Below are 22137 nucleotides of genomic sequence, written 5' to 3' on the forward strand. Positions count from 1 at the left end.
CCACCTGTACCGTCATGAACCAAACCGGACCGTCAGATCGAAACCCTGTGCGGTCGTGCCGTATTCCAGCGATCCACCTGCCGCTGTGATGCGTTCGGCCAACCCGGTCAGCCCGTTGCCGCCGCTGGTGTGGCCACGATCGACGAAGGTCGACGGGTCGCCGACCGAGCGCACCCGAACGAGTTGCGGTGTGAACTCGATACGTATGGGTGCGCCTGCGGCGTGACGCATCGAGTTGGTGAGCCCCTCCATCAGCACCGCGCGCACGTCGTCGTGCCAGATCGCTGGCACAACGTCGACATCGCCGGACACTTCGACGTCGAGCCCCGCACCGGTTCGCAACTGCGCCAAGGTCTTCGGTAGCCAGTGGTCGAGTGGCTCCGACTCTCGCGTTGCGCTGTCGCGCAGTGATTCGACGGCGGTCTTCGCCTCACTGAGGCCATCACGCGCCAACGCGGTTGCGGTGCGCAGCTTTTCGGTCAGTTCCGCAGACGCGGACTCGCGCTCAGCCTGCAGAGTGGCGCCCTGCAGTGTGACGATGAGGCCCGAGAGTGTATGCGCGAGAACGTCGTGGAGTTGTGCGGAGATCTGGCGTTGCTGCTCGGCCAAGGCCGCCCGGGAGCGTTCGGCGGCAATGATCTCGCGTTGGGTTGCGGCAAGCTCTGCGGCTTCGCGTTGACGGCGCCGCAACTGCATGAAGGCGAAAACCGCTGCCGCACTGGCGACATTGATGCAGACAGCCCAGGCGTTGTGGGTCTGCCACCACATCAGTATTCCCAGCGCGGTCAGCGATGGCGATGCGATGAGCGCCGACACGAGGACCGTCGTTTGCGACATCGCCGCCGCGGCAACGCCGATATAGGGCAGCCAGACCGTCGCGCCACCGTGAAATGCGAACGCTGCGACAACCGACGCCGCCACCGTGGCGATGGCGTGCAGGGCCGAGGCCTGAGTGCTCCAGCTCCGCGCATTCTTGTCGCGCAGCACCGAACGCAATAGCAACACCACCAAGACACAGGTGGCTATCCAGCCGATGGCGGTCGCCCAGATCGGCTGCTTGCCGGTGTCGGCGAACGCTGAGACCAGCACCGAGACCGCGACGATCCCGCGGATCAGCAGGCGGTCCGTCGCCACCGGATCTTGACTCGTTGTCACATGGCAACCGTAATGTCGACGTCGGAGATCAGGGGCGTAGGAGTAGCACGATCCACCCGATCTCCACCCGGGTTCCACCCTCGGGTTGATGTTTCGCCTGCTTCGCGAGCCGATGCTCAAAGCATGAACATTGCAAGCACAGCAGTCATCACCGTCCTGGTCGTCGTCTTCATCCTGTACCGCCAGACGCGGGAACAACCACTCAAGGACAACTTGTTCAAGCTGCCGTTGATCATCGGGATCATCGGCGTCTTCGAAACCGCGCAGTATCTCGGCGGCGGACACCATGTCACTGTCGGCGCGACGGTGGCGGTCCTCGTCGGCTTCGTCGTCGCGGCGATTCTGGCGGTGCCGCGAGCGCACAGCATGCAGGTCTACCGCAATCCGGCAGGCGTGATGGTCCGCAAGGGAGGTGCGCTGACCATCGTGCTCTGGGTGGTCGCGATCGCGGCACATGTCGCCATCAGCCTGGTGGTGCCCGCCTTCTTCGGCGACGGCATACAGCACGGAATGGGCGGACTCGACGGCGCGAGCATCATGATCTACCTCGCGATCAGCCTCGGCGCGCAGGCCGCGGTCACCAGCGGCAAGGTCGCCGAGCATCACCGGACACACAGCGCGATGTCGCGGTGAGCGGGTGGTCTCGACAAGCTCGACCAGCGGGGGACGCTCGACCTGGGGGTGGTCTCGACAAGCTCGACCAGCGGGTGCAGCTCGACCAGCGGGTGCAGCTCTACCAGCGAGGGGACGCTCGACCTGCGGGGCGCCTCAGCTCCGACCCGCCGAGACGGCTTCGCGCGTCTCGGCGGGTTCGTCGTCGATCGGGATCTTGCGGATCTCGGTGCCCTCGATGTCGACGTTGGGCAGGATGCGGTTGAGCCAGCGGGGAATCTTCCACGCCCAGTCGCCCATCATCGTGATCACGGCGGGCACGACGGCCATGCGGATGATGAAGGCGTCGAAGAAGACCGCGGCGGCCAGTGCGAAGCCCATCATCTTCGCGATCGTGTCGGGCGCGAGCATGAAGGCGGAGAACACCGAGATCATGATGACCGCAGCGGACGCGACCACGCGCGCTCCGTGCTGGTAGCCGACGATCACCGAATCCTTCGCCGACAACCCGTGCACGTACTCCTCGCGCATTCGTGTCACGAGGAAGACCTGGTAGTCCATCGCGAGTCCGAACACCACGCCGATCAGGAAGATCGGCAGGAACGAGATGATCGGCTTGGTGTGTTCGATCAGTCCGAGGTGGCCCTCCTGGAAGATCCACACCGTCGCACCGAACGTCGCACACACCGAGAACAAGAAACCGATGGTCGCCGTCAGCGGCACGAGCAGCGAGCGGAACACGATGGTCAGGATGATGAAGGCAAGCCCGACCACCACGATGAGGAACGGCAGCAGCGCGCTGCTGAGCTTGCTCGAGATATCCGACATGATGGCCGTCTGGCCGCCGACATTGACGGTTGCGCCACCGGGTTTCGACGATCCGTAGTCACGTATCTGATCCATCAGCGTGTGCGTCTCGGGGCCCGAGGGAGACTTCGCCGGAGTGACCGAGATCAGCGCGGCCGTCGCACCCTGTTGGGGGTTCTGCTTGTTCTGGCCGTTGCCGACCCAGACGATCTGCTCGGGGTTGGCGACGTTCGGCAGGGTCTTCACCTGAGCGACAACCGCATTGGCTGCGGGAGCGATATCTCCGTTCGACGCGTCACTGACGACGACGAGTAGCGGCCCGTTCACGCCTTCGCCGAAGCCGCGTTCGAGGAGCTTGGTTGCCGCGTACTCCTTGTCGCCGGTCGAGTCCATGCCGAGTTGCATGCTCGACATCGGGATCGCGGCGATGCCGAGCAGCACGAGACCGACGAGTGCGACGGGCAGTGGGAACCGGGTGATGAAGCGGGCGACGCGTAGACCGTTGGACGGTTTCGAATCCGGTTCGTCGCCGTGACGCAGGCCGGGAATGCGGGGGCTGAAGGCAAACCTGCCGAACGCGCCGAGCAGTGCGGGGATCAACGTGATGGCACCGAGCACCGCGACCACGACGGCCAGTCCCGCCGAGATACCCATCTGCGTGATGAAGGGGATGCCGACGACGCTCAGCGCACACACGGCGATCACGACGGTCAGACCAGCGAACACCACTGCGGAGCCTGCGGTTCCCACGGCTCTGCCCGCAGCGGCCTCACGCGACCCGCCGAGATTCAGCTCGGATCGATACCTCGACACGATGAACAGCGCGTAGTCGATGGAGACCGCGATCCCGAGCATCGTGATGATCGTGGTGGCACTCTGCTGGACGTCGAAGATCTTGGCGCTCAACGTGACGAGCAGCATGGTGATGCCGACACCGAAGATGCCGGTGACGATCGGGATGAACGCGGCCACGATGGACGCGAACGCGATGATCATGACGATGAACGCGATCACGAAGCCAAGCAGCTCAGACACCCCGCCCTGCTGAAAGACCTGCATCAGCGAGCCGGTGCCCTCGACCTGTAACCCGTTGCCGCGGAACTCGGCGAGCAGATCCTCGAACTGCGCCATGTCGTCGTGGGTCAGTTCGTTGGCCCGAATGTCCTGCCTGATCTGGATCAGCCCGACCTTGCCGTTGTCGCCGAGAACCTTCGGGGCGATGGCGGGATTGGCCTTGGCGGCCGTCACCGGATTGACGACGGTCTGTGGCTCGATGACCTTGGGTAGCGTTCGAGCCTTGGCGACGAGTGCGTCGATCTGGCCCATGTGGTTCTCGAGACCGTCGTCGGCTTCGACGAGAATGCTGGTCGACGAATTCAACTGCTGATCGTTTGCCGCCGGGAAGTCTTGCTTCATCACCGACATCGCGCGATCGGAGTCGGTGCCGGGGAGCTCGAAATTGGTGGCGAAAGTCGGTTTGAGTACGCCGACGAGAGCACCGAGAACGATCAATACGACGATCCACGCGCTGATCACGATCCACTTGTGGCGGAATGCCGAACGTCCGAGCTTGTACAACCAGATAGCCATCTGAACCCTTTGATATCCCCGACTGGTCGCACGCCAGAGTAACGAGAGTCGACCTCGGATGCTGTCTGTGACTACGGTCATGGCCGCCGATAACGCGGTGTGAGGCGGGTCATACGCTGTGGAGTATGCCGTCACCACTCTTCGGGCGTGCCCGCCAGAACGACATCTACCAAGCGGGAGTACACGGTCGTACACCCGTCGTACCGACCGATTTCGACGAACTCGAACGCCGAGCGCGAGCGGAGATGTCCGATCGGGCCTGGGCGTACATCGCCGGCGGGGCAGGCGGGGGTCGAACGATGGATGCAAACCGCAGGGCTCTTGATCGACGCGCAATCGTGCCGCGGGTGTTGCGCGACGTCTCCGAGCGGACGCTGGAAATCGAGCTGTTCGGCGACCGGCTACCCGCACCGATCCTGTTCGCACCCGTCGGAGCAGGAGATCTCGTCGCGCGTGGGGCCGACAGGATGATCGGTCACGCCGCAGCAGAACTGGGACTTCCGTACATATTCTCCAATCAGGGCGGGGTTCGGATGGAGGACGTCGCCGCGGAGATGGACCTCGTACGGCCCGGCGCGCCGCGATGGTTTCAGCTCTATTGGTCGACCGACGACGACCTCGTCGACAGTCTGCTGCAGCGTGCCGAAGGCGTCGGAGCGTCGGCCGTCGCCGTAACTCTTGATACGACGATGCTCGGTTGGCGACCACGTGACCTCAACATCGGTTCGTTGCCGTTCGCGCGCGGGGAGGGCATCGCGCAGTACACCTCGGACCCCCGATTCAACGAGATCGTCTCCGAGCGTGCGGCCCAGGGGAGTTCGGAACGTCCCGAGATCTCGCTCGGCGCGTTGCGCACCCTGTTCAGCATTGCGAAGAACACCCCGGGATCGCTGCTGCGCAACATCATTCGCCCCGAGCCGCGCGTGGGAGTGCAGACCTTCCTCGACATCTACTCGCGACCGTCGCTGAGTTGGACGGAGATCGACAGTCTGCGCGAGCGCACGTCGCTGCCGGTCGTTCTCAAGGGCGTACTGCACCCCGACGACGCGCGGCGTGCCGTCGACTCGGGTGTCGACGGCATCATCGTCTCCAACCATGGTGGCCGTCAGATCGACGGTGCCATCAGTTCCGTCGATGCTCTCGCCGCGATAGCGCCTGTCGTCGATGGGAGGATCAAGGTGCTCGCCGACTCGGGAATCTATTCCGGTGCAGACGTTTTCAAGGTGCTCGCGCTCGGCGCCGACGCGGTATGTATCGGGCGTCCGCATATGTACGGGCTCGCCCTCGCAGGTGCCGACGGTGCTCGCGATGCCGTTGCGAACATCATCGCCGAACTCGACCTGACACTTGGTCTGGCCGGTCACACGAGCGTCGACGAACTCACGCCGGAGGCGTTGGCGACGCTCGTGTGAGGGCTGGCGGCCGCGGATAGGATCTCTCTATGAGGCACCACCGACGCGATGAGCCGTGTCGATGTTGGTGATCCGCGACCTCGGTGAGCTCGTCGCCGAACGGGGAACCGATCGGTGCGACATCGGTGGCGCCAAACCACGGACGATCCTTGCCGTGCTGTGTGCGCATGCCGGGCATCCGGTGTCGGCCGCGACGCTCATCGCGGAAGTCTGGGGTCCGGATGCGCCGGAACGGACTCAGCGCGCGCTGGAGTCGCAGATCTGGCGGCTCCGCAAGGCACTCTCACCGCGGGGCGAGGCCTCGGTGATCGTCACCGACCGGGCTGGATATCGCCTCGACCTCTCCGCGGCCACCGTTGATTCCGTCGACTTCGACTCCGCTGCGAGCGCGGTACTCGACGAGTCCGGCACCGCGACCATCGACGACCTCGACGATGTGCTGCGGCGCTGGCGTGGCGAGCCATTCACCACTGCGATCTCCACACCGACCGTCGATCAGGCACGGCGACGATTGATCTCCGTCCGCGCGGCGGTCTTGGCCCGCCGTGCCGATCTCCTTCTCGCCGCAGGCGAAGCCGACCGTGCTCTCGGAGAAGCGCAGGCATTGATCACCCTGGACCCGCTCGATGAGCACGCATGGTCGGTCAAGATCGCGGCGTTGGCGGCGGGCGGTCAACGGGCCGAGGCGCTCACCGCCTATCGCGACATCCGGGAACTGCTCGCCACCGAACTGGGCGTGGAACCGGGCGCGCAGGTGCGTGCCGCGCAACTGCACGTGCTCGACGACCACAGTCGCGCGGTGCGACGCGTACGGCTGCCGTCGCAGCACACGTCCTTCGTCGGGCGAGAGACCGAACTCTCCATGGTGGTCGGCCTCCTCGACGCCGAGCGTGCCGTCGCCATCACCGGCATCCCCGGCGTCGGCGCGACACGCCTCGCGATCGAGGCGGCAAGGCGCGCGGCGGATTCCTTCGACGACGGCGTCTGGTACATCGGTCTGCGCGGCGATGCCGACGTCGCGACGACGATCACCGAGACCATGCGGATTCAGCCATCGGCTGCCGCGGGCACCGCCCTCGATCAGGTGTGCAACCACCTGTCGGCCATGTCTGTACTTCTCGTCCTCGACCGTGTGTCGGAGTCGGAACTGGGTCGAGACGGATTGGTAGACAAAGACATTGACACGATTTTACGACGCTGCGCCGCCGTGACCGTGCTCGCGGTCGGCGTACCGAGCGGGGTCGACGGTGAACACGTGGTGACCGTCCACCCGTTACCGACAGAGGCACCCGGCGATACGATGCCGCCGGCACATCGTCTGCTCGTGGACCGGATTCGAAGCGCCACTGGCCAATTCGACGTCGGGGCGGACGATCGGGGCGACCTCGACCGGATCTGCCGCGCGATGGGCGGCCTCCCACTCGGCCTGGAGCTCGCCGCTGCCCGCACCGTGACCTTCTCGATCGGCGAGGTGGCCGATCAACTCGACACCGCGGTGCCCGAACCCGTGACGCGGGCGTTCGCGCTCGCCTTCGACGCGATGGACGACGATCTGTTCGATCGCTTCACCCGGCTCACTGCACTGCGCAATCCATTCACCGCAGTGCTCGCGGAAGCGGTCTGCGACAGTCCATCGATCGCCGATGACCTGAGCGAGTTGGCGCGGCGCTCACTGTTGTGGCGCATACGCGGGACCCGTTACCGTCCAACGCGTTTCACGATCCCGCACAGCGTTGCCGACCACGCTCGCGCGAAGCACCCGGACAAGTCAGCAGCCGCGTCGCAGGCGCGTGACGCAGCGATCGTCGAACTCTTGGCAGCCACTCCGATGCGTATCACGGCGCATTCGGCACGTGACCTCGCCCGCGTCGACGACGATCACAGCAGTGTGATGGCATTCCTGGAATCGGTCGTGATCGACCCGGTCCTCCTCGATTCGCACATCGACCTCCTCGAACGACTCGGCGCCTACTGGTTCTTTCGCCGGCGGTTGGCTGACGGGATCCGAGTTCTGCGTCTGGCGTCGGCCACTGTCGCCAACGGTGCATGCACTCCGCGGACGTCGGCCATGGTCGCTCTGGCGCTGGGTTCGGCACTCGCCTTCAGTCAGAACACCGACGAGGCGCACCAGCACCTCACGGCGTACACACCAGAAGAACTCGAATCCCTCATCGTGCCCGGCGACCGTGACCCGGACACGCATACAGTCCGCCTTGCTCTGGCGTCGTTGGCGGCATGGACCGGCGACGACCACGCCGTCGCGGCCGACTACGCCGAGTGGGCAGCGACCACCATCGAAGGACGAGACGTCGACACCGCACCAACGGTCATCGCTGCTCAGGCCCTGTGTGCGGTGATCGCCGGTGACATCGCGCAGGCTCTCGACACGGCGCACACAGCGCTCGCCCTCGGCACCGAACGCGGCGATCCGCTTGCCACCTATCTCGCCGCCGTGATGCTGGGCATCGCGGCACTGGTCTCCGGCGACACCCGAATGGGCCTGCGATGGAATGACCAGGCCTTTCGTTCCTACCTCGAATGCGGGGGCGTCCAGATCTGCGATTCGATGGAGCAGCGTGGCAACCATCTGTCGGCCGCAGGCGAGATCGGGCGTGCGGGTCGGGCATTCGCGGTTTCGCGTCGCTACGCCGTCGATGCCGGACTCGAGTGGCCACGGAGTCCGTTCACGCGCGATTCGTTGCGCACTTGCCGGGAGACCGATCCGACGGAGTTCGAGAATGGGTGGCACGCCGGGTGGGGCGATGCAGGCGACGCACTGAGCACCAACGATCACCAGGCCTTTTCCGGGATGTGAGCGTTTTGTGAGGACCTCGGGGTCTCGTAGGTGGCACCACACGACACCAGATCCCGGAGGTTCAGATGACGCAGCGACTGGCATTCGCCAACGAGGAGTTCGACGGTCAGTTCGGCCGCACCCTGATGGCGGCGGCCGTCGGCGCAGCCGATCTGGGTGAGGCGTACACGACTGCCGGAGAGATCGGCGGAAAATACCACCCGCAGCGGTGGTACGAGCGGTGGTTGGCTCGCGCTGAGTCGGTGCGTGACGCGGCAGAACAGGCACATGCCGGAGGTCATCTCGTGACAGCCCACCAGTGCTACCTCAGGGCCTCGGAGTATTACCGCCAGGCCTATTTCTACCTGCGCACCGACCTCGACGATGAGCGGCTCCACGAGGCCTACCAGGCTCACTGCAAGACCTTTGCGCAGGCAATGGCGCTGTTGCCACATACCGCCAGCCCTGTCACCGCAGCCGAAGTGGCCATCCCCTTCGTCTCGTCGGGCGATCGGATCGACATCCACGGCTGGCTGTTTCGGCCGGTCGCAGACGATCGTCGGCGGCCGACCATCGTCATGCCCTGTGGCTACGATTCCACCGCCGAATCGGGGTGGGGCTTCGCGCAGGGCGCCTTGGCCCGCGGCTACAACGTGCTCTCCGTCGAGGGACCCGGACAGGGGTCGACGCTCATCGTCGACCGCGTGTACTTCCGACCCGACTACGAGACAGTGCTTTCGCAGATCCTCGATTGGCTCGTCACAGCGCCCGGCGTCGACGACCGCCGACTCGTCGCCGAAGGACGCTCATTCGCCGGCTACCTGGTACCCCGCGGCGTCGCGGGGGAGAACCGCATTGCTGCGATGATCTGCGATCCCGCGCAGCCCGACATGGGTGCCAAGATTCCCGCCGGGTGGAAGGGTCGAATCGCGGCGCCGCTGATGACCGTGCTGAGCCGGGTCAGTCGCGAACGCGCCGACTTCTTCGGCTCCCGCATGGCTTGCCACGGGGTGCGAACCATCGCCCAGTACTTCCGCGAGCTGAAGACCTTCAGCATGCTCGACCGGGCGAGCGAGATCAGTTGTCCCACAATGATCGTCGAATCTCACGGCGACCCGGTCGGCGGGCAGGGCAAGCTGCTGTTCGACGCACTCGACGTCGAGTCCAAACAACTCTTCGCTCCCGATGCACGTACCGGCATCTCCGGCCATTGCGGTGGTCTCGGCCAGCGCGTCTGGGACGGCGTCGTGTACGACTGGCTCGACGGTGTACTCGCCGGCAGCGTCGACCTCAGACCAGTGGTCGGCCGGTGCGGATACGACGCCGCACGTCTGCGAGCAGAACGTTGAACGGGAACTGCTGCAACGGTTTCGGAAGGTGGCGCACGACGCGTCGAACAATCGCGTTGTGCACGTCGAAGATCGTCTGCTGCCGCGGGGTGAACTCGACGTCCATCTTGTCGCGGAAGTCTTCGGGCAAAAATCCGATCGTCATGATGTACGACCACCAACCGCCGAGCCGTGACACGACCGGGCCAGCGAACTCCATGCGCGCGATCGCCAGCAGATGCTCCCGGATCGGCGGATCGATCTCGAGGGTGGAAACGGTGTTCTGCCAATAGGTTTCGAAGTCCGCGCGAGTTGCGGGCCACATGTGCTGCGGCACCTGCAGGGTGGTGCCCATGACCGCGCCCGCGCGGTAGGTCTCCTCCGAGATGATCGACGGATCGCCGTAAATGTGTTGGACGTCTTCCCATCCCTTGTACAAACAGGCGGCGACCCAGAGTTGCAGTGCCGGATCGAACGCGTTGTAGGCGACCGGACTGTCGGCAGTGGAGTGGACCCTGGCGTGTGCCCGACCGACCGCCCGCCGGTACGCCCTACGGTCCGACGGCGAACCCATGGCGGCGACGGCGAGGTAGCTCAGCGTGGTCCTCGTGCGTTTGACCGGATGCTTGAAGAGGTTTCCCGAGTCGACGCGACTCTCGTAGACGCCGTAGCCGACGGCCGGCATCGCGAGTTGCATGATCACGTTCGCCGGGCCGGCGAGTGCTGCGGCGCCGAGCATCGTGAGATCAGAGCTGTCGATCTCGTCGCGCGCAGTTGCTTGGTGGTCGGACTGCGTGTCGGGCACCGTCATCGCAGCGGCTCCTATCTGGTAACGGCCGTTGCCTGATTCAACGCCGGTATTGCGGCAGATGTCAAGATGGTCTGCGTGAGCGAAGAACTGCGGACCTACAGCGGGGTGAAGGGCGATGAGCGCGTTGCGCGTCGACGCACCGCCCTCATGGATGCCGCGCTCGAGGTGCTCGGCGGGCAGCCGCCGCAGTCGGTCACGGTTCGTGGGGTGTGTGGCGCGGCATCTCTCAATCCTCGCTACTTCTACGAGAGCTTCGAGACGGTAGACGCGCTGGTCGCAGCCACCTACGACCGCGTGATCGACGAGATCTCGCACGATGCGCTCGCGGCCTTCGCCACCGGCGACGACGTCGGCGACAAGGTTCGTGCCGCCGTCGCGACCATCGTTTCGATCATCGACTCCGACCGTCGCAAAGGACGACTGCTGTTCTCGCCGATGCTGACGAGTCCCGTCCTTGCCGCCAAGCGACGCGATTCGACGGCCGTGTTCGCGGCCATCACGCTCGACACCGCCTCCGCGGCACTGCACACCGCTCCCACTCCACAGGCCGTGGGGGCTGCGCAATTCCAGGTCGGAGGACTCGCACGCCTGCTGTCTTCGTGGCTCGACGACGAGGTGCCGCTGGGTCGAGACGAGGTCGTCGACCTCAGCGTCGCATTGATGATGTCGCTGGTGCCTGCGGTGACGCGGAGGGGATAGGGATATGTTGGATGCCATGAGTAGCGGCGTCGACGATGCGGAAGTGGAGGAGCAGACCGGGCGTTGGCGCGATTTCGGTGAGCCCGAGTTGCCCGTTCCGCTCGCGGCTGCGCTCGCGGCTTTCGCTGAGCACGGCTACCACGGCACGTCCGTGCGCGAGATCGCCGCGCGGGCAAACCTGTCCGTTCCGGGGCTCTATCACCACTATCCGTCGAAGCAGTCACTACTGCAGGGCCTGCTCGACAGGACGATGACCGACCTGCTCGCGCGGTCGGAGCAGGCCGTTGCCGAGGCTGGGCCAGAACCGGTCGACCAGTTCGACGCGGTCGTCGAGTCGTTGTTGCGCTTCCATATGTACCGGCGTGAGCAGGCATTCGTCGGATCGACCGAGATTCGTAGTCTCGACAGCTCGTACAAGCAGACCTACATCGGTCTTCGTGACCGTCAGCAGCGGATGGTCGACGAGATCGTGTTCGCCGGGGTCGAGGCCGGCGACTTCCGCACGAGCTATCCCAAGGATGCCGCGCGCGCGGTCACCACGATGTGTGTCGGCGTCTCGACCTGGTTCAAGCTGGACGGCGAACTGGGACCGGACGAGCTGATCGCGCGCAATCTGGACTTGTCGAGGGCGACCGTCGGATACGTTGAGCGCTGAAGCGCTTCGCGGCTCGATGGGTTGACCTGAGTCGACGGTCTCTGGCAGTCTTGGCCACCGAACGAACGCTCGGTCGGAGCGATCGGGCGTGGAGTTCGAGTCGAACCTGCGTGGCACCCCGAGGATGGAGACCCTGATGGCAGTGGAACTGGGCTATTCGCCCGAGGTTGACGATCTGGTGAAGAGGACGACCGCATTCATCCACGAGGTCGTGCTGCCGATCGAGAATGCGAACGACGGCGACATCACCGCGGCGGGCGGCGACGATCTGCGGCGTGATCTCAATAGCCAGGCCAAGGAGTTGGGTATCTTCGCTCCGCACGCCCCCGTCGAGTTTGGTGGTCACGGACTCTCGATGTCGGATCGGGTGCCGGTCTTCGAGGCGGGCGGATACTCGACTTTCGGGCCTGCCGCGCTGCACATCGGAGCGCCCGACGAGGGCAATGTGCACATGCTCGCCCACATCGCCGACGACGAACAGAAGCTCAAATACCTTGCGCCACTTGCGAGTGGCGACGCGCGTTCGGCGTTCGCGATGACCGAGCCCGCGCCGGGAGCCGGCTCGGATCCCAACCAACTCCGCACCGAGGCGACCAAGGTCGACGGCGGCTGGAAGATCAACGGCGAGAAGCGATTCATCACCGGAGCCGAGGGCGCAGGCTTCTACATCATCATGGCGCGCACCGCCGGGGCACCCGGCGACCGTGGCGGGGCAACGATGTTCCTGGCGCCCGGAGACACGCCCGGTATCGAGGTCACGCGCCACATCCACACCACCGATCGCGCGATGATCGGCGGCCACTGCGAGGTGCGATTCACCGATGTCTTCGTCCCCGATGCCGATGTGCTCGGTGAGGTCGACCAGGGTTATCGCTACGCCCAGGTGCGGCTGGGTCCGGCGCGCATGACCCACGTCATGCGCTGGCTCGGAGTGGCGGTGCGCTGTCACGAGGTTGGCGTCGACTACGTCGCACACCGCAACGGATTCGGCGGTACCCTCGGCGATCTCGGCATGATCCAACAGATGGTTGCCGACAACGAGATCGACCTCGCGGCGTCGCGTGCACTGTTGGTCAAGGCTTGCTACGAACTCGATCAGGGGCGTCACGCGTCGTCGGAGACCTCGATCGCCAAGACCTTCGCCGCAGAGGCCTATCTGCGAGTCGTCGACCGTTCGATCCAGATGTGCGGTGGGCTCGGCGTTTCCGACGACCTGCCGCTCGCACGGCTGCAACGCGAACTGCGTCCGTTCCGCATCTACGACGGTCCGTCCGAGGTGCACCGCTGGGCCCTTGCGCGCAGAGCCGTCGGGCGTGCGCGCAAGAATCGCGCGTCGACGCAGCCGGGAGAGAACGCATGAGCACGGCGGAGCTGGTACTCGAACCGCAAGTCCTGCAACGTTTTCTGGTCGACAACGGAGTCGACGTCGCGGGGCCGCTCGACGTCGAGTTGATCAGCGGCGGAAAGTCGAATCTCACCTTCATGGTCTCCGACGGCGTGCACCGCTGGGTTGCGCGCAGGCCTCCGACAGGCGGCCTCACGCCCTCGGCGCACGACATGGGCCGGGAATGGGCTGTCACATCGGCACTTTCGCGCACCGACGTCCCGGTTGCCACGCCGGTCGCCTTCGACGCCGACGGCTCGGTGCTCGGTGCGCCGTGCACCATCGTCGAATTCGTCGACGGGACGGTGATCCGGACCGGCGACGACCTCTCGGCACTTTCCGACGACGAGGTGGCACGCAATGCGGAGGGGCTGATCTCGACCCTCGCCGCGCTGCACGCCGTTGACTTCGAGGCGGTAGGACTCGGGGAGTTCGGTAGGCCAACGGGTTTCGCGGGTAGGCAGGTGAAGCTGTGGGCCAGGCAGTGGTCGCACGTCCGCGGCAGGGATCTGCCCGACGTCGATCGGCTCGTCGACGCACTCGGTGAGCGAGTGCCCGAGCAGGCGCGTGCGACCGTCGTGCATGGCGACTACCGCGTCGACAACACGATCCTCTCGACCGACGACCCGGGAACTGTTGCCGCAGTGGTCGATTGGGAGATGTCGACGCTCGGCGATCCGATCACGGACGTCGCCCTGATGTGCGTCTACCGCACGCCGATCTTCGATCGGGTTCTCGGCTTCGACGGCGCCTGGACCAGTGACCGCTACCCGTCGGCCGATGAGATGGCCCAGCGGTACGCGACACTGACCGGGAACGACCTCGGCGACTGGCCGTTCTACCTCGGGCTGGCCAACCTGAAGCTGGGTGTGATCGCCGAAGGCATCAGTCATCGCGCACGTGCGGGCGCGGCGTCGGAGGGCGCAGAGCACGCAGCCGAGGCGACGGGCGAATTCATTGCCGCGGGGCTGGCCGCGCTGGGCTAGCGTCGGGCCGAAACGTTCAGCGGAACGTCGGCGTTCAGCGGAACGTCGCGATGCCGCCGTCGCGGTCGACGAGGTGGGCGTGTTCGTTGAGTGACATCACCGAGGTCCCGCTTCGTCCGACGAGGAGTTTGGTCACCGATGCGTTGACCATCGTGCGAGCCATCGCAGGCCAGCGGTGCGGCGGCACTCCCCACAGTTCGGCGATCACCTGAGTGATGGTGCCCGCCGACGACACGACGAGGACGGTCTGTCCGCTGCCTGCCAACTCGGCAGCGCGTTCGCCCGCGCCGGTGACCCGCGAGCGGAACTCGGGATAGGTTTCGCCGGAGCCGGGTGGTGTGGTCGCGCCCTCGGCCTCCGCCATGCTCGTCTGGTCGATCCAGTGCGCGAGGCCTGCGTCGAGGCGCTGCTGATACGACTTCTGATCGGCGAACTCGTCCGGGGTCGCTGCGCCGACGAGCGCGGGCAGTTCGTACTCGTTCCAGGACGGGTCGACGATCGGTTCCGGGGCGGAGTCGAGTCGGGCGAGAACGCCGGCAAGCGTCTCGGTCTGTCGGGCGAGGTCGCCGCTGATCGCGGCGGTGACACCGTTGATCTGTGCGGACAGCAGGGTTCCGGTGAGGCCCGCCTGGACCCGACCGGTGTCGGTGAGGCCGGGGCCGGGGTTGCTCACGGCTGCGGCTGAGTCGTCGGTGGGCGCGTCTCCGGTGGGCGCGCTGTCAGCGACCCCGTACGCGGACGGGTTGGCCTGGCCATGTCGTACGAGGTAGATCACTCCCATGGTCGTAGAGCCTATGCGGTCGAGGAACGATGACTTCCGGGTGGCGTACAGGTCGGTCTGTGTATGGCGTCAACGTTGTTCATCACGCTGCCCGTCGACGACACTGCGCGCTCGCGCAGGTTCTTCGAGAGCATCGGTTTCCGCACCGACGAATGGTTCTGCGACGCCGGAACAGTCTGTCTCCCGATCAACGAGCGCACGATGCTGGTGCTGCTTGCCGCCCAGCGGTTCGCGGGGTACTCCGCGGCGGGTCGGGGCGCGCGGTTCTGTGCCGGCACGTCGCGCGAGGTGGTCCTCGCTTTCTCGGCATCGTCGCGTCACGAAGTCGACGACATGGCCGACACCGCGCTGGCGAACGGCGCGACCGCGCTGCGTGAGCCCGACGACCACGGCTTCACCTACAGCCGCAGCTTCTGCGATCCCGACGGCCACGCCTGGGAGATCGTGTGGATGAACCCGGGCGCGATTCCCGAGGCGGGGTGATCTCGACAAGCTCGATCAGCGGTGGGGGCTCGATCGGCGGGTGGGCGCCCCTTTCCCGCTGATTGAGCTGGCCGCGAGCGGAGCGAGCTGCCGAGTCGAAATCACCTGGGGTGGTCTCGACAAGCTCGACCAGCAGGTGCAGCTCGATCAGCGGGTGCAGCTCGACCGGGTGGGGTGATCTCGACAGGCTCGATCAGCGGTGGGGACTCGATCGGCGGGTATGGCTCGACCGGCGGGTGGGGTGGTCTCGACAGGCTCGACCAGCGGGTGAGGGCTCGATCAGCGGGTGAGGCGCTCGATCAGTGCCAGGGGCTTGGCTCGGTTCGGGGCGGGGCGATCTCGACAGGCTCGATCAGCGGGGCGGAGTGGCGGGCAGGCCGAAGCGGGCGAAGTCGGTGGCGAGGTCGTCGCCGAAGAAAGCGACGACGTGCGTGACGCCGGGTGCTGAGTCGGGGCCCGCCTTGCCGAGTTCGAGAACCTGGAGTTGGAACGGGCGGTGCACGCCGTCGGGTTCGCGCATGTAGAGGCCGAATGCGGGTTGCCCGTTCGCGATGGTCGGTATGAGGATCTGGTCGCCCGCCTTCTCTGCGGGGCAGTTGTGTCGGATGAGCGTGCCGATCGCAGCCGGACCCTGGTACCAACCGGTGAAGGGCGGCATTTCCCAGATCGCCTTGTCGGTGAACATGTCGGCGATGGCGTCGACGTCGTACCGCTCGAACGCCGAGACATACCGTGCAAGCAGTTCACGTTTGGCGTCGTCGGTGATCTCTTCTGTCGAATCGTGCTGTGGCGCAGCATTCTTGAGTTGCTCGCGGGCGCGCTGCAGAAGGCTGTTCACGGTTGCGGTCGTGACGCCGATGGTGTCGGCCACCTCGGCGGCTCGCCACTGCAGCACGTCGCGCAGGATCAAGACGGCTCGCTGCCGCTCGGGCAGGTGCTGTAGCGCCGCGATGAATGCGAGGCGGATCGACTCGCGTGCGCCGACGACGTAGGCGGGGTCGGCGTCGTCGCCGGGAGAGATCTCGTCGACGGCGCCCGCGTACGGCTCGAGCCAGGGGACCTCGCCGTCGGTCTCGAGTGTGTCGGTGGGGTCGAAGGCGTCGCCGCCGAGCCCCGAGGGCAGCGGCCTGCGTTGCTTGCTCTGCAGTGCGGTCAGGCACGTGTTGGTCGCGATCTTGTGCAGCCACGTCCGTACCGATGCGCGGCCGTCGAACTTGTCGTACGCGCGCCATGCCCTGAGGTAGGTGTCCTGGGTGAGGTCTTCTGCGTCGTGGTGCGACCCCATCATTCGATAGCAGTGGGCCAGGATCTCGCGGCGCAACGGCTCGGTCGCGGCGTGGAATTCGGCGTCGCCCGTGGTGGACGACTCGCTGGAAAGATGCGCAGTGGTGGCGGTCTGCGGGGGCATGTGATCAAGGTTACGACAGGGCACCGACAAGCTCTACGGTTGAAAACGTTCGGTAGACGCGCAGGTCGGGTTCCTATCCCGATCGAAGTGGAACGCGACTTTTGCGCGCAGTGCGTCTAACCCGCGACGCCGCGCTCTCGGCGGCCTATTCTCGCCGGTGGACGCCTCTGCCGAGCGCGCGAAGTGGTCTGTGACCTGCGGCAAGGCTTGTGCAAGGGAGTTGCGGCCCGCTGCGATCAGTTGCTAGCTTCGTGCTCATGACGAGCGAGCACGACCGCGCCTTGGCGCAGATCTCAGAGGTGACCTACGTGATCACCGCTCTGGGTTGTCGTCTGCCGTTCGCCCGTGTGCTGTGTTGTCGCCGAATGCGTTGATCCGAGTTCTTCACTCCTCACCAACCTTCCGCATTCCACGCGAATCCTCCGCGATCATCGTCGACCGCCTGCCGTGCACATCGTTGCCGGACGCATAGACCAATCGCTCGCGGCGCCACGATGTTGCGCGCCACGGATTCGCTGCACCGACACCGCTGCACCGACACCTAGGGACACCAACTCATGACCGCAACCGTTGATCAGCCCATCCGCACCGCTACGCTTTCCTCACCGGTCCGACGGCCGGCCGCACGTCCGATCCCACGCAGGTCGACGCCACGGCCGACGCCTGTGCCAGGACTCGAACCACGTAGCGTCCGGAGAGGGGGGCGGCCGATTCAGATCGCGACACCGCGCCTCGAGCTCTCCGACAAACCCGCAGCGCTCGTTTTGCGCACCGCTCGACTCTCCGGCCCGATTTTCCGCGACGACGCCGCAGAGGCAACAGGATTGTCGATCTCGACCGTGAATCGCCAGGTCGGCGCGCTGCTGAAGGCGGGTCTCCTACGCGAACGCGCCGACCTCGCGCCCGCCGGGGCCATCGGACGTCCGCGCCTGCCGTTCGAGATCAACGTGACCGACTTCCTGACTCTCGGTATCCACATCGGATACAAGGTCACCTCAATCACCACCCACGACCTGCTACACCGCGTCGTCGGTGCCATCCAGATCCCGACGCCGATCGCCGAGACCCCCGAGCAGACGCTGACCGCCATCGGCGACAGCGCACGTCGCTTCGTCGGCCGCTGGTCGAATCGTCGAGTGTTGTGGGCCGGTGTCGCGATCGGTGGCCGTGTTGCCGAGGGCGGCTTCGTCGACCATCCGCGTCTCGGGTGGTCGGATGCCCCGGTGGGCAACATAATCGCCGAAGCCGTCGGGCTGCCCGTCTCGGTGGCGTCGCACGTCGAAGCGATGGCCGCTGCCGAACTCGTGGTGAACCCCAGCGACAAGCGCTCGAGCTTCCTCTACTTCTACGCGCGTGAGATGGTCGGCATCGCGTTCAGCGTCGACGGCGCTGTGCACACACCGACCGCGGGCCCGCCGGTGATCGGGCACTTTCCGACCGGGGCGACCACCCTGCTCGACCCGCGGCACACCGGTCGACTCGAGCCGACCGCCAGTGACACTGGCGTCGTCGAGGCAGCGCTCGCACTCGGACTCGACGTGACCGACATCGAGGGTGTGCACGCGCTCGCCCGCGGCGGTGACGCGACCGCTCGCGCGCTCCTCGAAGAGCGCGCGACGGTGCTCGGCCGTGCGGTGGCACTGATGGCCGACATCTTCAACCCCGACCACATCATCCTCGGCGGGCAGGCGTTCACGGACAATCCGTCGACGCTGCCGCTGGTTGCCACAGCGATCCGCGAGACCTCGGTATCGCCCAAACGCGATGTCCGTGTGTCTCATTCGGGTGTGACGGTGCAGCAGCAGGCGGCGGGAGCCGTCTCGCTCGACGCCGTCTACGGCGATCCGCTCGAGGCGCTCGCCGCGACAGCATAAGCCTTGCGTTGGTGCTCAGTCGGTGGTGCGGCGCGCGTAGTTGCGCAGCGCGAACGGCATGAACAGCAGCGTGAGCACGACGGCCCAGATCAGCGTCGACAACTCCGGGTAGCGCAATGGGAGTGCGGCGTCGGCTCCCGCAGCGGGTCCGTTGCCCCAGAGCACGCGCATCGCCTGGATGAGTGATGAGATGGGGTTCCACTCGGCGATGGTCCGCAGCCACGGCTGCATCGCCTCGGTGGGCACGAACGCGTTGGAGACGAACGTCAGCGGGAACAGCACGGAGAACATGAACCCGTTGACCGCTTCGACCGAGCGCAGCCATGAGCCGATCATGACGCCGAACCAGATCATCGCGAATCCGAACACCAGCACCAGCAGGAAGCCGAGGGTTCCCTCCCAGACCGATGTGGTGATCCGCCAGCCGATGATCACGCCTGTCAGCGCCATCACGACGATGCCGATCGACGAGTGCAGGAGGCTCGCGATGCTGCGTCCGATCAGCACGGCCGATCGTCGGATGGGCAGCGACCGGAAACGGTCGATGATGCCCTTCTCGATGTCGGCGGTGATACCGGTGGCGACGATGAACGCGGTGAACACGATCGTCTGACCCATGATGCCGGGCAGCAGGTACTGCTTGTAATTGATTGCCGGGTTGCCCGCGCTGATCGCCGGTCCGAAGACATAGGCGAACAGCACGACGAACATGATCGGCTGGATCGTCACGTCGGAGAGCATCTCCGGCATGCGTCGAGTATGGATCATGTTGCGCTTCACCATGATCCACGCCTGTTGCCAGACGTTCGTCGGGTGGATCGGCGGGCGTTCGACCAGTTGGGATGTCAGCGATGTGGTGCTCATCGGATGTCTCCGCTCGAGGTGGGGGTGGCGTTGTCGGTGGCTTTGTCGGCGTCGGGATCGTCGTCGGTGATCTCGGCGCGGTGGCCGGTGAGGGAGAGGAAGACGTCGTCGAGGCTCGGCCGGGCGAGACCGATGTCGTCGACGGTGATTCCCGACTCGTCGAACCAGCCCGCGATGCGGGTGAGGTCGGCGAGGCCCGAGGCCGACGACGTCAGCGTGCGTGCGGTCTCGTCGATAAATACCTCGCCGCCGTTGCGGCGCAACAGATCTTGCGCCGCAGGCAGTGACGCGGCGTTCGACACGGTGATGACCACACTCGCCGCGCCTGCGCGTTCCTTGAGTTGCAGCGGGGTGCCCTCGGCGATGACGCGACCCTTGTCGATGACGACGATGTTGTCGGCCAGTTGGTCGGCTTCTTCGAGATACTGCGTGGTGAGCACCAGCGTGGTGCCACCCGCCACCAGGCGCCGGAGAACGTCCCAGAGCTCGGCGCGGCTGCGTGGGTCGAGGCCCGTCGTCGGCTCGTCGAGGAACAGGACCGGGGGCGCGGCGAGCAGGCTGACGGCGAGGTCGAGACGTCGGCGCATGCCGCCGGAGTAGGCGCGGACCTGTTTGTCGGCGGCGTCGGTCAGCGAGAACTGTTCGAGGAGTTCATCGGTGCGTGCTGCCAATGCTTTTCGGGTGATGCCGTACAGGCCGCCGACCATCCGCAGATTCTCGCGGCCGGTGAGGATCTCGTCGACCGTGGCGGCCTGACCGGTGAGCCCCATGTTGCGGCGCACCATCTCCGGGTCGGTGCGGACGTCGAATCCGGCGATGCGGGCGGTGCCGCTCGTCGGAAGCGAGAGTGTTGTCATCATCCGCACGATCGTCGTCTTGCCTGCGCCGTTGGGACCGAGCAAACCGAGAACCGAGCCCGTGGGCACGCTGAAGCTGACGTCGTCGACGGCGGTGAAGTCGTCGAAGCGTTTGACGAGATTGGTGGCCTCGACGGCGAGATCGAGGACGGCGTCGGGGGCGGTGGGTCGCGGGCCTGCGGAGGCTGGGGGTGCTGGCTGGCTCATGGTTCCTCACGGTATCGGGCGAGTCGGACATCGGCGACTGAGTTTCTGGGGCCGGGTGGTGTGAACGGCCTACGGGTGTCGACTCGGGAGGGCGCCGAAACTCATCGGTCGATCCTCAAGTGCGTGGATCAATAGCTCACTTCTCCGCTATTGCGGTTAAACTCGCTCAGGTGACGGCGATCAAAGTGCGCGATGCCGCGACGCTACTCGGGGTCAGCGACGACACCATTCGACGCTGGCTGGCCTCGGGTGAGCTCGAGCCGGGCGGAGGCGAGGCTGTCGCGACCGTCGACGGCGTAGGCCTCGCAGAGCTTGCGCGTCGCAGGTCGCGCGTACCCGATGACGACGGCACCGGCGTCCTTCGGTCGGCGCGCAACAGGTTCACCGGTCTCGTGACGGAGCTGATCGTCGACACCGTGATGGCTCAGGTGACTCTGCAGTGCGGGCCGTTCGAGGTCACGTCGTTGATGAGTGCCGAGGCCGCGCGCGAACTCCAACTCGAGCCCGGCGTCGTCGCCACCGCGGTGGTCAAGGCGACGACGGTGATCGTCGAACGTCCCGATCCGAACAAGTGACCCGCGTGCGCGGGAGAGAAGTGAGAACTGCTGTGTCATCTCGTGCTGGGTCGTCTCGTGCTGTACCGGTTCGTCGTCTACTCGCTGTCTGCGCGGCGCTCATCGCCGTGATCGCCGCCGTCGCCGGGTGTTCGTCGGACAGCAATTCGTCGGGCAGTGCTTCTTCGAGTGCTGACGGGCAGAAGGTAACTCTCAACGTGTACGCCGCGGCGTCGTTGAAGAAGACCTTCACCGAGCTGGCCGACGCGTTCGAGAAGGCGCACTCCGACGTCGACGTGAAGCTCAACTTCGCGGGGTCGTCGGCGTTGGTCACCCAGATCAACCAGGGCGCTGACGCCGACGTGATCGCCACCGCGGATGAGCGGACGATGCAGAAGCTCGGCGACGAGGCGGTCGACCCGGCGATCTTCGCCACCAATACGTTGGTGATCGCCACGGCTCCGGGAAATCCGAAGCAGATCAACGGATTTGCGAGTCTGAAGAATGCCGACGTGAAGACGGTCGTCTGTGCGCCGGAGGTCCCGTGCGGGGCGGCGACGGTGACGGTCGAGAAGAACACGGGTGTCGAGCTGTCGCCGGTGAGTCAGGAAACGTCGGTGACCTCCGTGCTGACGAAGGTGACCTCCGGTGAGGCCGACGCCGGTCTCGTGTACGTGACGGACGCGAAGTCGGCTGGTGACAAGGTTTCCACCGTCGACGATCCGGCCTTCGCCACGGTGGTCAACAAGTATCCGATCGCAACGGTCAAGGGCACCAAGCATTCCGAGCAGGCGGCACAGTTCAAGGACATGGTGACGGGTCAGACGGGTCAGGAGATCCTGGCTGCCGCAGGCTTCAAGCCCGCGACCTCCTGAG

At 65.8% G+C, this 22137-nt stretch carries 19 protein-coding genes; 12 read left to right on the forward strand and 7 right to left on the reverse strand.

Going from position 1 to position 22137, the window contains the following annotated elements; translation table 11 throughout:
- Positions 1-12: 12 nt before the first annotated feature.
- Complete coding sequence (locus A5785_RS00475; RefSeq protein ID WP_064864104.1) at positions 13-1155, reverse strand: sensor histidine kinase; 1143 nt, start codon at positions 1153-1155, stop codon at positions 13-15.
- Between the two features lie 123 nt (positions 1156-1278).
- Between A5785_RS00475 and A5785_RS00480 the strand changes: the two genes are divergently transcribed.
- Positions 1279-1788: a hypothetical protein gene (locus A5785_RS00480; RefSeq protein ID WP_064864105.1), complete on the forward strand. Its 510-nt coding sequence runs from the start codon at positions 1279-1281 to the stop codon at positions 1786-1788.
- Between the two features lie 135 nt (positions 1789-1923).
- Here the strand turns inward: A5785_RS00480 and A5785_RS00485 are convergent, their stop codons facing one another.
- Complete coding sequence (locus A5785_RS00485; RefSeq protein WP_064864107.1) at positions 1924-4164, reverse strand: MMPL family transporter; 2241 nt, start codon at positions 4162-4164, stop codon at positions 1924-1926.
- A 125-nt stretch (positions 4165-4289) separates the two neighbouring features.
- On the opposite strand from A5785_RS00485, the gene A5785_RS00490 reads away from it, so the two are divergent.
- The 3 genes from A5785_RS00490 (at position 4290) to A5785_RS00500 (ending at position 9719) form a co-directional block, all read left to right on the forward strand.
- On the forward strand, positions 4290-5576 hold the full coding sequence (locus A5785_RS00490; protein ID WP_064864109.1) for an alpha-hydroxy-acid oxidizing protein: 1287 nt from the start codon (positions 4290-4292) through the stop codon (positions 5574-5576).
- A 61-nt stretch (positions 5577-5637) separates the two neighbouring features.
- The gene (locus A5785_RS00495; protein WP_064864144.1) at positions 5638-8391 is read left to right on the forward strand and encodes an AfsR/SARP family transcriptional regulator; all 2754 of its coding nucleotides are present in this window, start codon (positions 5638-5640) and stop codon (positions 8389-8391) included.
- 65 nt (positions 8392-8456) lie between these two features.
- Positions 8457-9719, forward strand: a complete 1263-nt coding sequence (locus A5785_RS00500; protein ID WP_231894312.1) for an alpha/beta hydrolase family protein — start codon at positions 8457-8459, stop codon at positions 9717-9719.
- On the opposite strand, the gene A5785_RS00505 is transcribed toward A5785_RS00500, so the two are convergent.
- A complete protein-coding gene (locus A5785_RS00505) occupies positions 9661-10509 on the reverse strand; it encodes an oxygenase MpaB family protein (RefSeq protein WP_064864111.1) in 849 nt (282 codons plus the stop codon). The genes A5785_RS00500 and A5785_RS00505 overlap by 59 nt on opposite strands.
- Before the next feature lie 66 nt (positions 10510-10575).
- Between A5785_RS00505 and A5785_RS00510 the strand changes: the two genes are divergently transcribed.
- From A5785_RS00510 to A5785_RS00525, 4 genes are all read left to right on the forward strand, one after another.
- Complete coding sequence (locus A5785_RS00510) at positions 10576-11208, forward strand: TetR/AcrR family transcriptional regulator (protein WP_064864113.1); 633 nt, start codon at positions 10576-10578, stop codon at positions 11206-11208.
- A 4-nt stretch (positions 11209-11212) separates the two neighbouring features.
- Entirely contained in the window at positions 11213-11863 is a 651-nt protein-coding gene (locus A5785_RS00515) for a TetR/AcrR family transcriptional regulator (protein WP_064864115.1), read from the forward strand.
- Between the two features lie 136 nt (positions 11864-11999).
- Positions 12000-13223 carry an acyl-CoA dehydrogenase family protein gene (locus A5785_RS00520; RefSeq protein ID WP_064864146.1) on the forward strand — a complete coding sequence of 408 codons (1224 nt, stop codon included), beginning with the start codon at positions 12000-12002 and terminating at the stop codon, positions 13221-13223.
- A complete protein-coding gene (locus A5785_RS00525) occupies positions 13220-14233 on the forward strand; it encodes a phosphotransferase family protein (protein WP_064864117.1) in 1014 nt (337 codons plus the stop codon). The genes A5785_RS00520 and A5785_RS00525 overlap by 4 nt, the downstream gene beginning before the upstream one ends.
- A 34-nt stretch (positions 14234-14267) precedes the next feature.
- Here the strand turns inward: A5785_RS00525 and A5785_RS00530 are convergent, their stop codons facing one another.
- Positions 14268-15014 (reverse strand): histidine phosphatase family protein, encoded by a 747-nt coding sequence (locus tag A5785_RS00530; RefSeq protein WP_064864119.1) that lies wholly within the window; start codon positions 15012-15014, stop codon positions 14268-14270.
- A 63-nt stretch (positions 15015-15077) separates the two neighbouring features.
- On the opposite strand from A5785_RS00530, the gene A5785_RS00535 reads away from it, so the two are divergent.
- A complete protein-coding gene (locus A5785_RS00535) occupies positions 15078-15497 on the forward strand; it encodes a VOC family protein (RefSeq protein ID WP_064864121.1) in 420 nt (139 codons plus the stop codon).
- Positions 15498-15849: 352 nt separating this feature from the next.
- On the opposite strand, the gene A5785_RS00540 is transcribed toward A5785_RS00535, so the two are convergent.
- Positions 15850-16905 carry a sigma-70 family RNA polymerase sigma factor gene (locus A5785_RS00540; RefSeq protein ID WP_064864123.1) on the reverse strand — a complete coding sequence of 352 codons (1056 nt, stop codon included), beginning with the start codon at positions 16903-16905 and terminating at the stop codon, positions 15850-15852.
- Between the two features lie 557 nt (positions 16906-17462).
- Between A5785_RS00540 and A5785_RS00545 the strand changes: the two genes are divergently transcribed.
- Complete coding sequence (locus A5785_RS00545) at positions 17463-18779, forward strand: ROK family protein (RefSeq protein WP_082938102.1); 1317 nt, start codon at positions 17463-17465, stop codon at positions 18777-18779.
- A 15-nt stretch (positions 18780-18794) separates the two neighbouring features.
- On the opposite strand, the gene A5785_RS00550 is transcribed toward A5785_RS00545, so the two are convergent.
- Positions 18795-19643, reverse strand: coding sequence for an ABC transporter permease (locus A5785_RS00550; protein WP_049699416.1), 849 nt, complete (start codon positions 19641-19643; stop codon positions 18795-18797).
- Positions 19640-20707, reverse strand: a complete 1068-nt coding sequence (locus tag A5785_RS00555; protein ID WP_064864125.1) for an ATP-binding cassette domain-containing protein — start codon at positions 20705-20707, stop codon at positions 19640-19642. Before A5785_RS00555 ends, A5785_RS00550 begins: the two co-directional genes overlap by 4 nt.
- A 170-nt stretch (positions 20708-20877) precedes the next feature.
- Between A5785_RS00555 and A5785_RS00560 the strand changes: the two genes are divergently transcribed.
- Together A5785_RS00560 and modA are read left to right on the forward strand one after the other, a co-directional pair.
- Complete coding sequence (locus A5785_RS00560; protein WP_049700332.1) at positions 20878-21282, forward strand: TOBE domain-containing protein; 405 nt, start codon at positions 20878-20880, stop codon at positions 21280-21282.
- Between the two features lie 32 nt (positions 21283-21314).
- The gene (modA, locus tag A5785_RS00565) at positions 21315-22136 is read left to right on the forward strand and encodes a molybdate ABC transporter substrate-binding protein (protein WP_064864127.1); all 822 of its coding nucleotides are present in this window, start codon (positions 21315-21317) and stop codon (positions 22134-22136) included.
- Position 22137 lies beyond the last annotated feature (1 nt).

This window comes from Gordonia sp. 852002-50395_SCH5434458 (assembly GCF_001665905.1).
GTDB classification, from domain to species: Bacteria; Actinomycetota; Actinomycetes; order Mycobacteriales; family Mycobacteriaceae; genus Gordonia; species Gordonia jacobaea.

What these genes read in the sequence shown, in the direction of transcription:
- A5785_RS00480 (WP_064864105.1), top strand. Translation starts at nt 1,279, where the DNA reads ATGAACATTGCAAGCACAGCAGTCATCACCGTCCTGGTCGTCGTCTTC.
- A5785_RS00485 (WP_064864107.1), bottom strand. Translation starts at nt 4,164, where the DNA reads ATGGCTATCTGGTTGTACAAGCTCGGACGTTCGGCATTCCGCCACAAG.
- A5785_RS00490 (WP_064864109.1), top strand. Translation starts at nt 4,290, where the DNA reads ATGCCGTCACCACTCTTCGGGCGTGCCCGCCAGAACGACATCTACCAA.
- A5785_RS00495 (WP_064864144.1), top strand. Translation starts at nt 5,638, where the DNA reads ATGTTGGTGATCCGCGACCTCGGTGAGCTCGTCGCCGAACGGGGAACC.
- A5785_RS00500 (WP_231894312.1), top strand. Translation starts at nt 8,457, where the DNA reads ATGACGCAGCGACTGGCATTCGCCAACGAGGAGTTCGACGGTCAGTTC.
- A5785_RS00505 (WP_064864111.1), bottom strand. Translation starts at nt 10,509, where the DNA reads ATGACGGTGCCCGACACGCAGTCCGACCACCAAGCAACTGCGCGCGAC.
- A5785_RS00510 (WP_064864113.1), top strand. Translation starts at nt 10,576, where the DNA reads ATGGTCTGCGTGAGCGAAGAACTGCGGACCTACAGCGGGGTGAAGGGC.
- A5785_RS00515 (WP_064864115.1), top strand. Translation starts at nt 11,213, where the DNA reads ATGTTGGATGCCATGAGTAGCGGCGTCGACGATGCGGAAGTGGAGGAG.
- A5785_RS00520 (WP_064864146.1), top strand. Translation starts at nt 12,000, where the DNA reads ATGGCAGTGGAACTGGGCTATTCGCCCGAGGTTGACGATCTGGTGAAG.
- A5785_RS00525 (WP_064864117.1), top strand. Translation starts at nt 13,220, where the DNA reads ATGAGCACGGCGGAGCTGGTACTCGAACCGCAAGTCCTGCAACGTTTT.
- A5785_RS00530 (WP_064864119.1), bottom strand. Translation starts at nt 15,014, where the DNA reads ATGGGAGTGATCTACCTCGTACGACATGGCCAGGCCAACCCGTCCGCG.
- A5785_RS00535 (WP_064864121.1), top strand. Translation starts at nt 15,078, where the DNA reads ATGGCGTCAACGTTGTTCATCACGCTGCCCGTCGACGACACTGCGCGC.
- A5785_RS00540 (WP_064864123.1), bottom strand. Translation starts at nt 16,905, where the DNA reads ATGCCCCCGCAGACCGCCACCACTGCGCATCTTTCCAGCGAGTCGTCC.
- A5785_RS00545 (WP_082938102.1), top strand. Translation starts at nt 17,463, where the DNA reads ATGACCGCAACCGTTGATCAGCCCATCCGCACCGCTACGCTTTCCTCA.
- A5785_RS00550 (WP_049699416.1), bottom strand. Translation starts at nt 19,643, where the DNA reads ATGAGCACCACATCGCTGACATCCCAACTGGTCGAACGCCCGCCGATC.
- A5785_RS00555 (WP_064864125.1), bottom strand. Translation starts at nt 20,707, where the DNA reads ATGAGCCAGCCAGCACCCCCAGCCTCCGCAGGCCCGCGACCCACCGCC.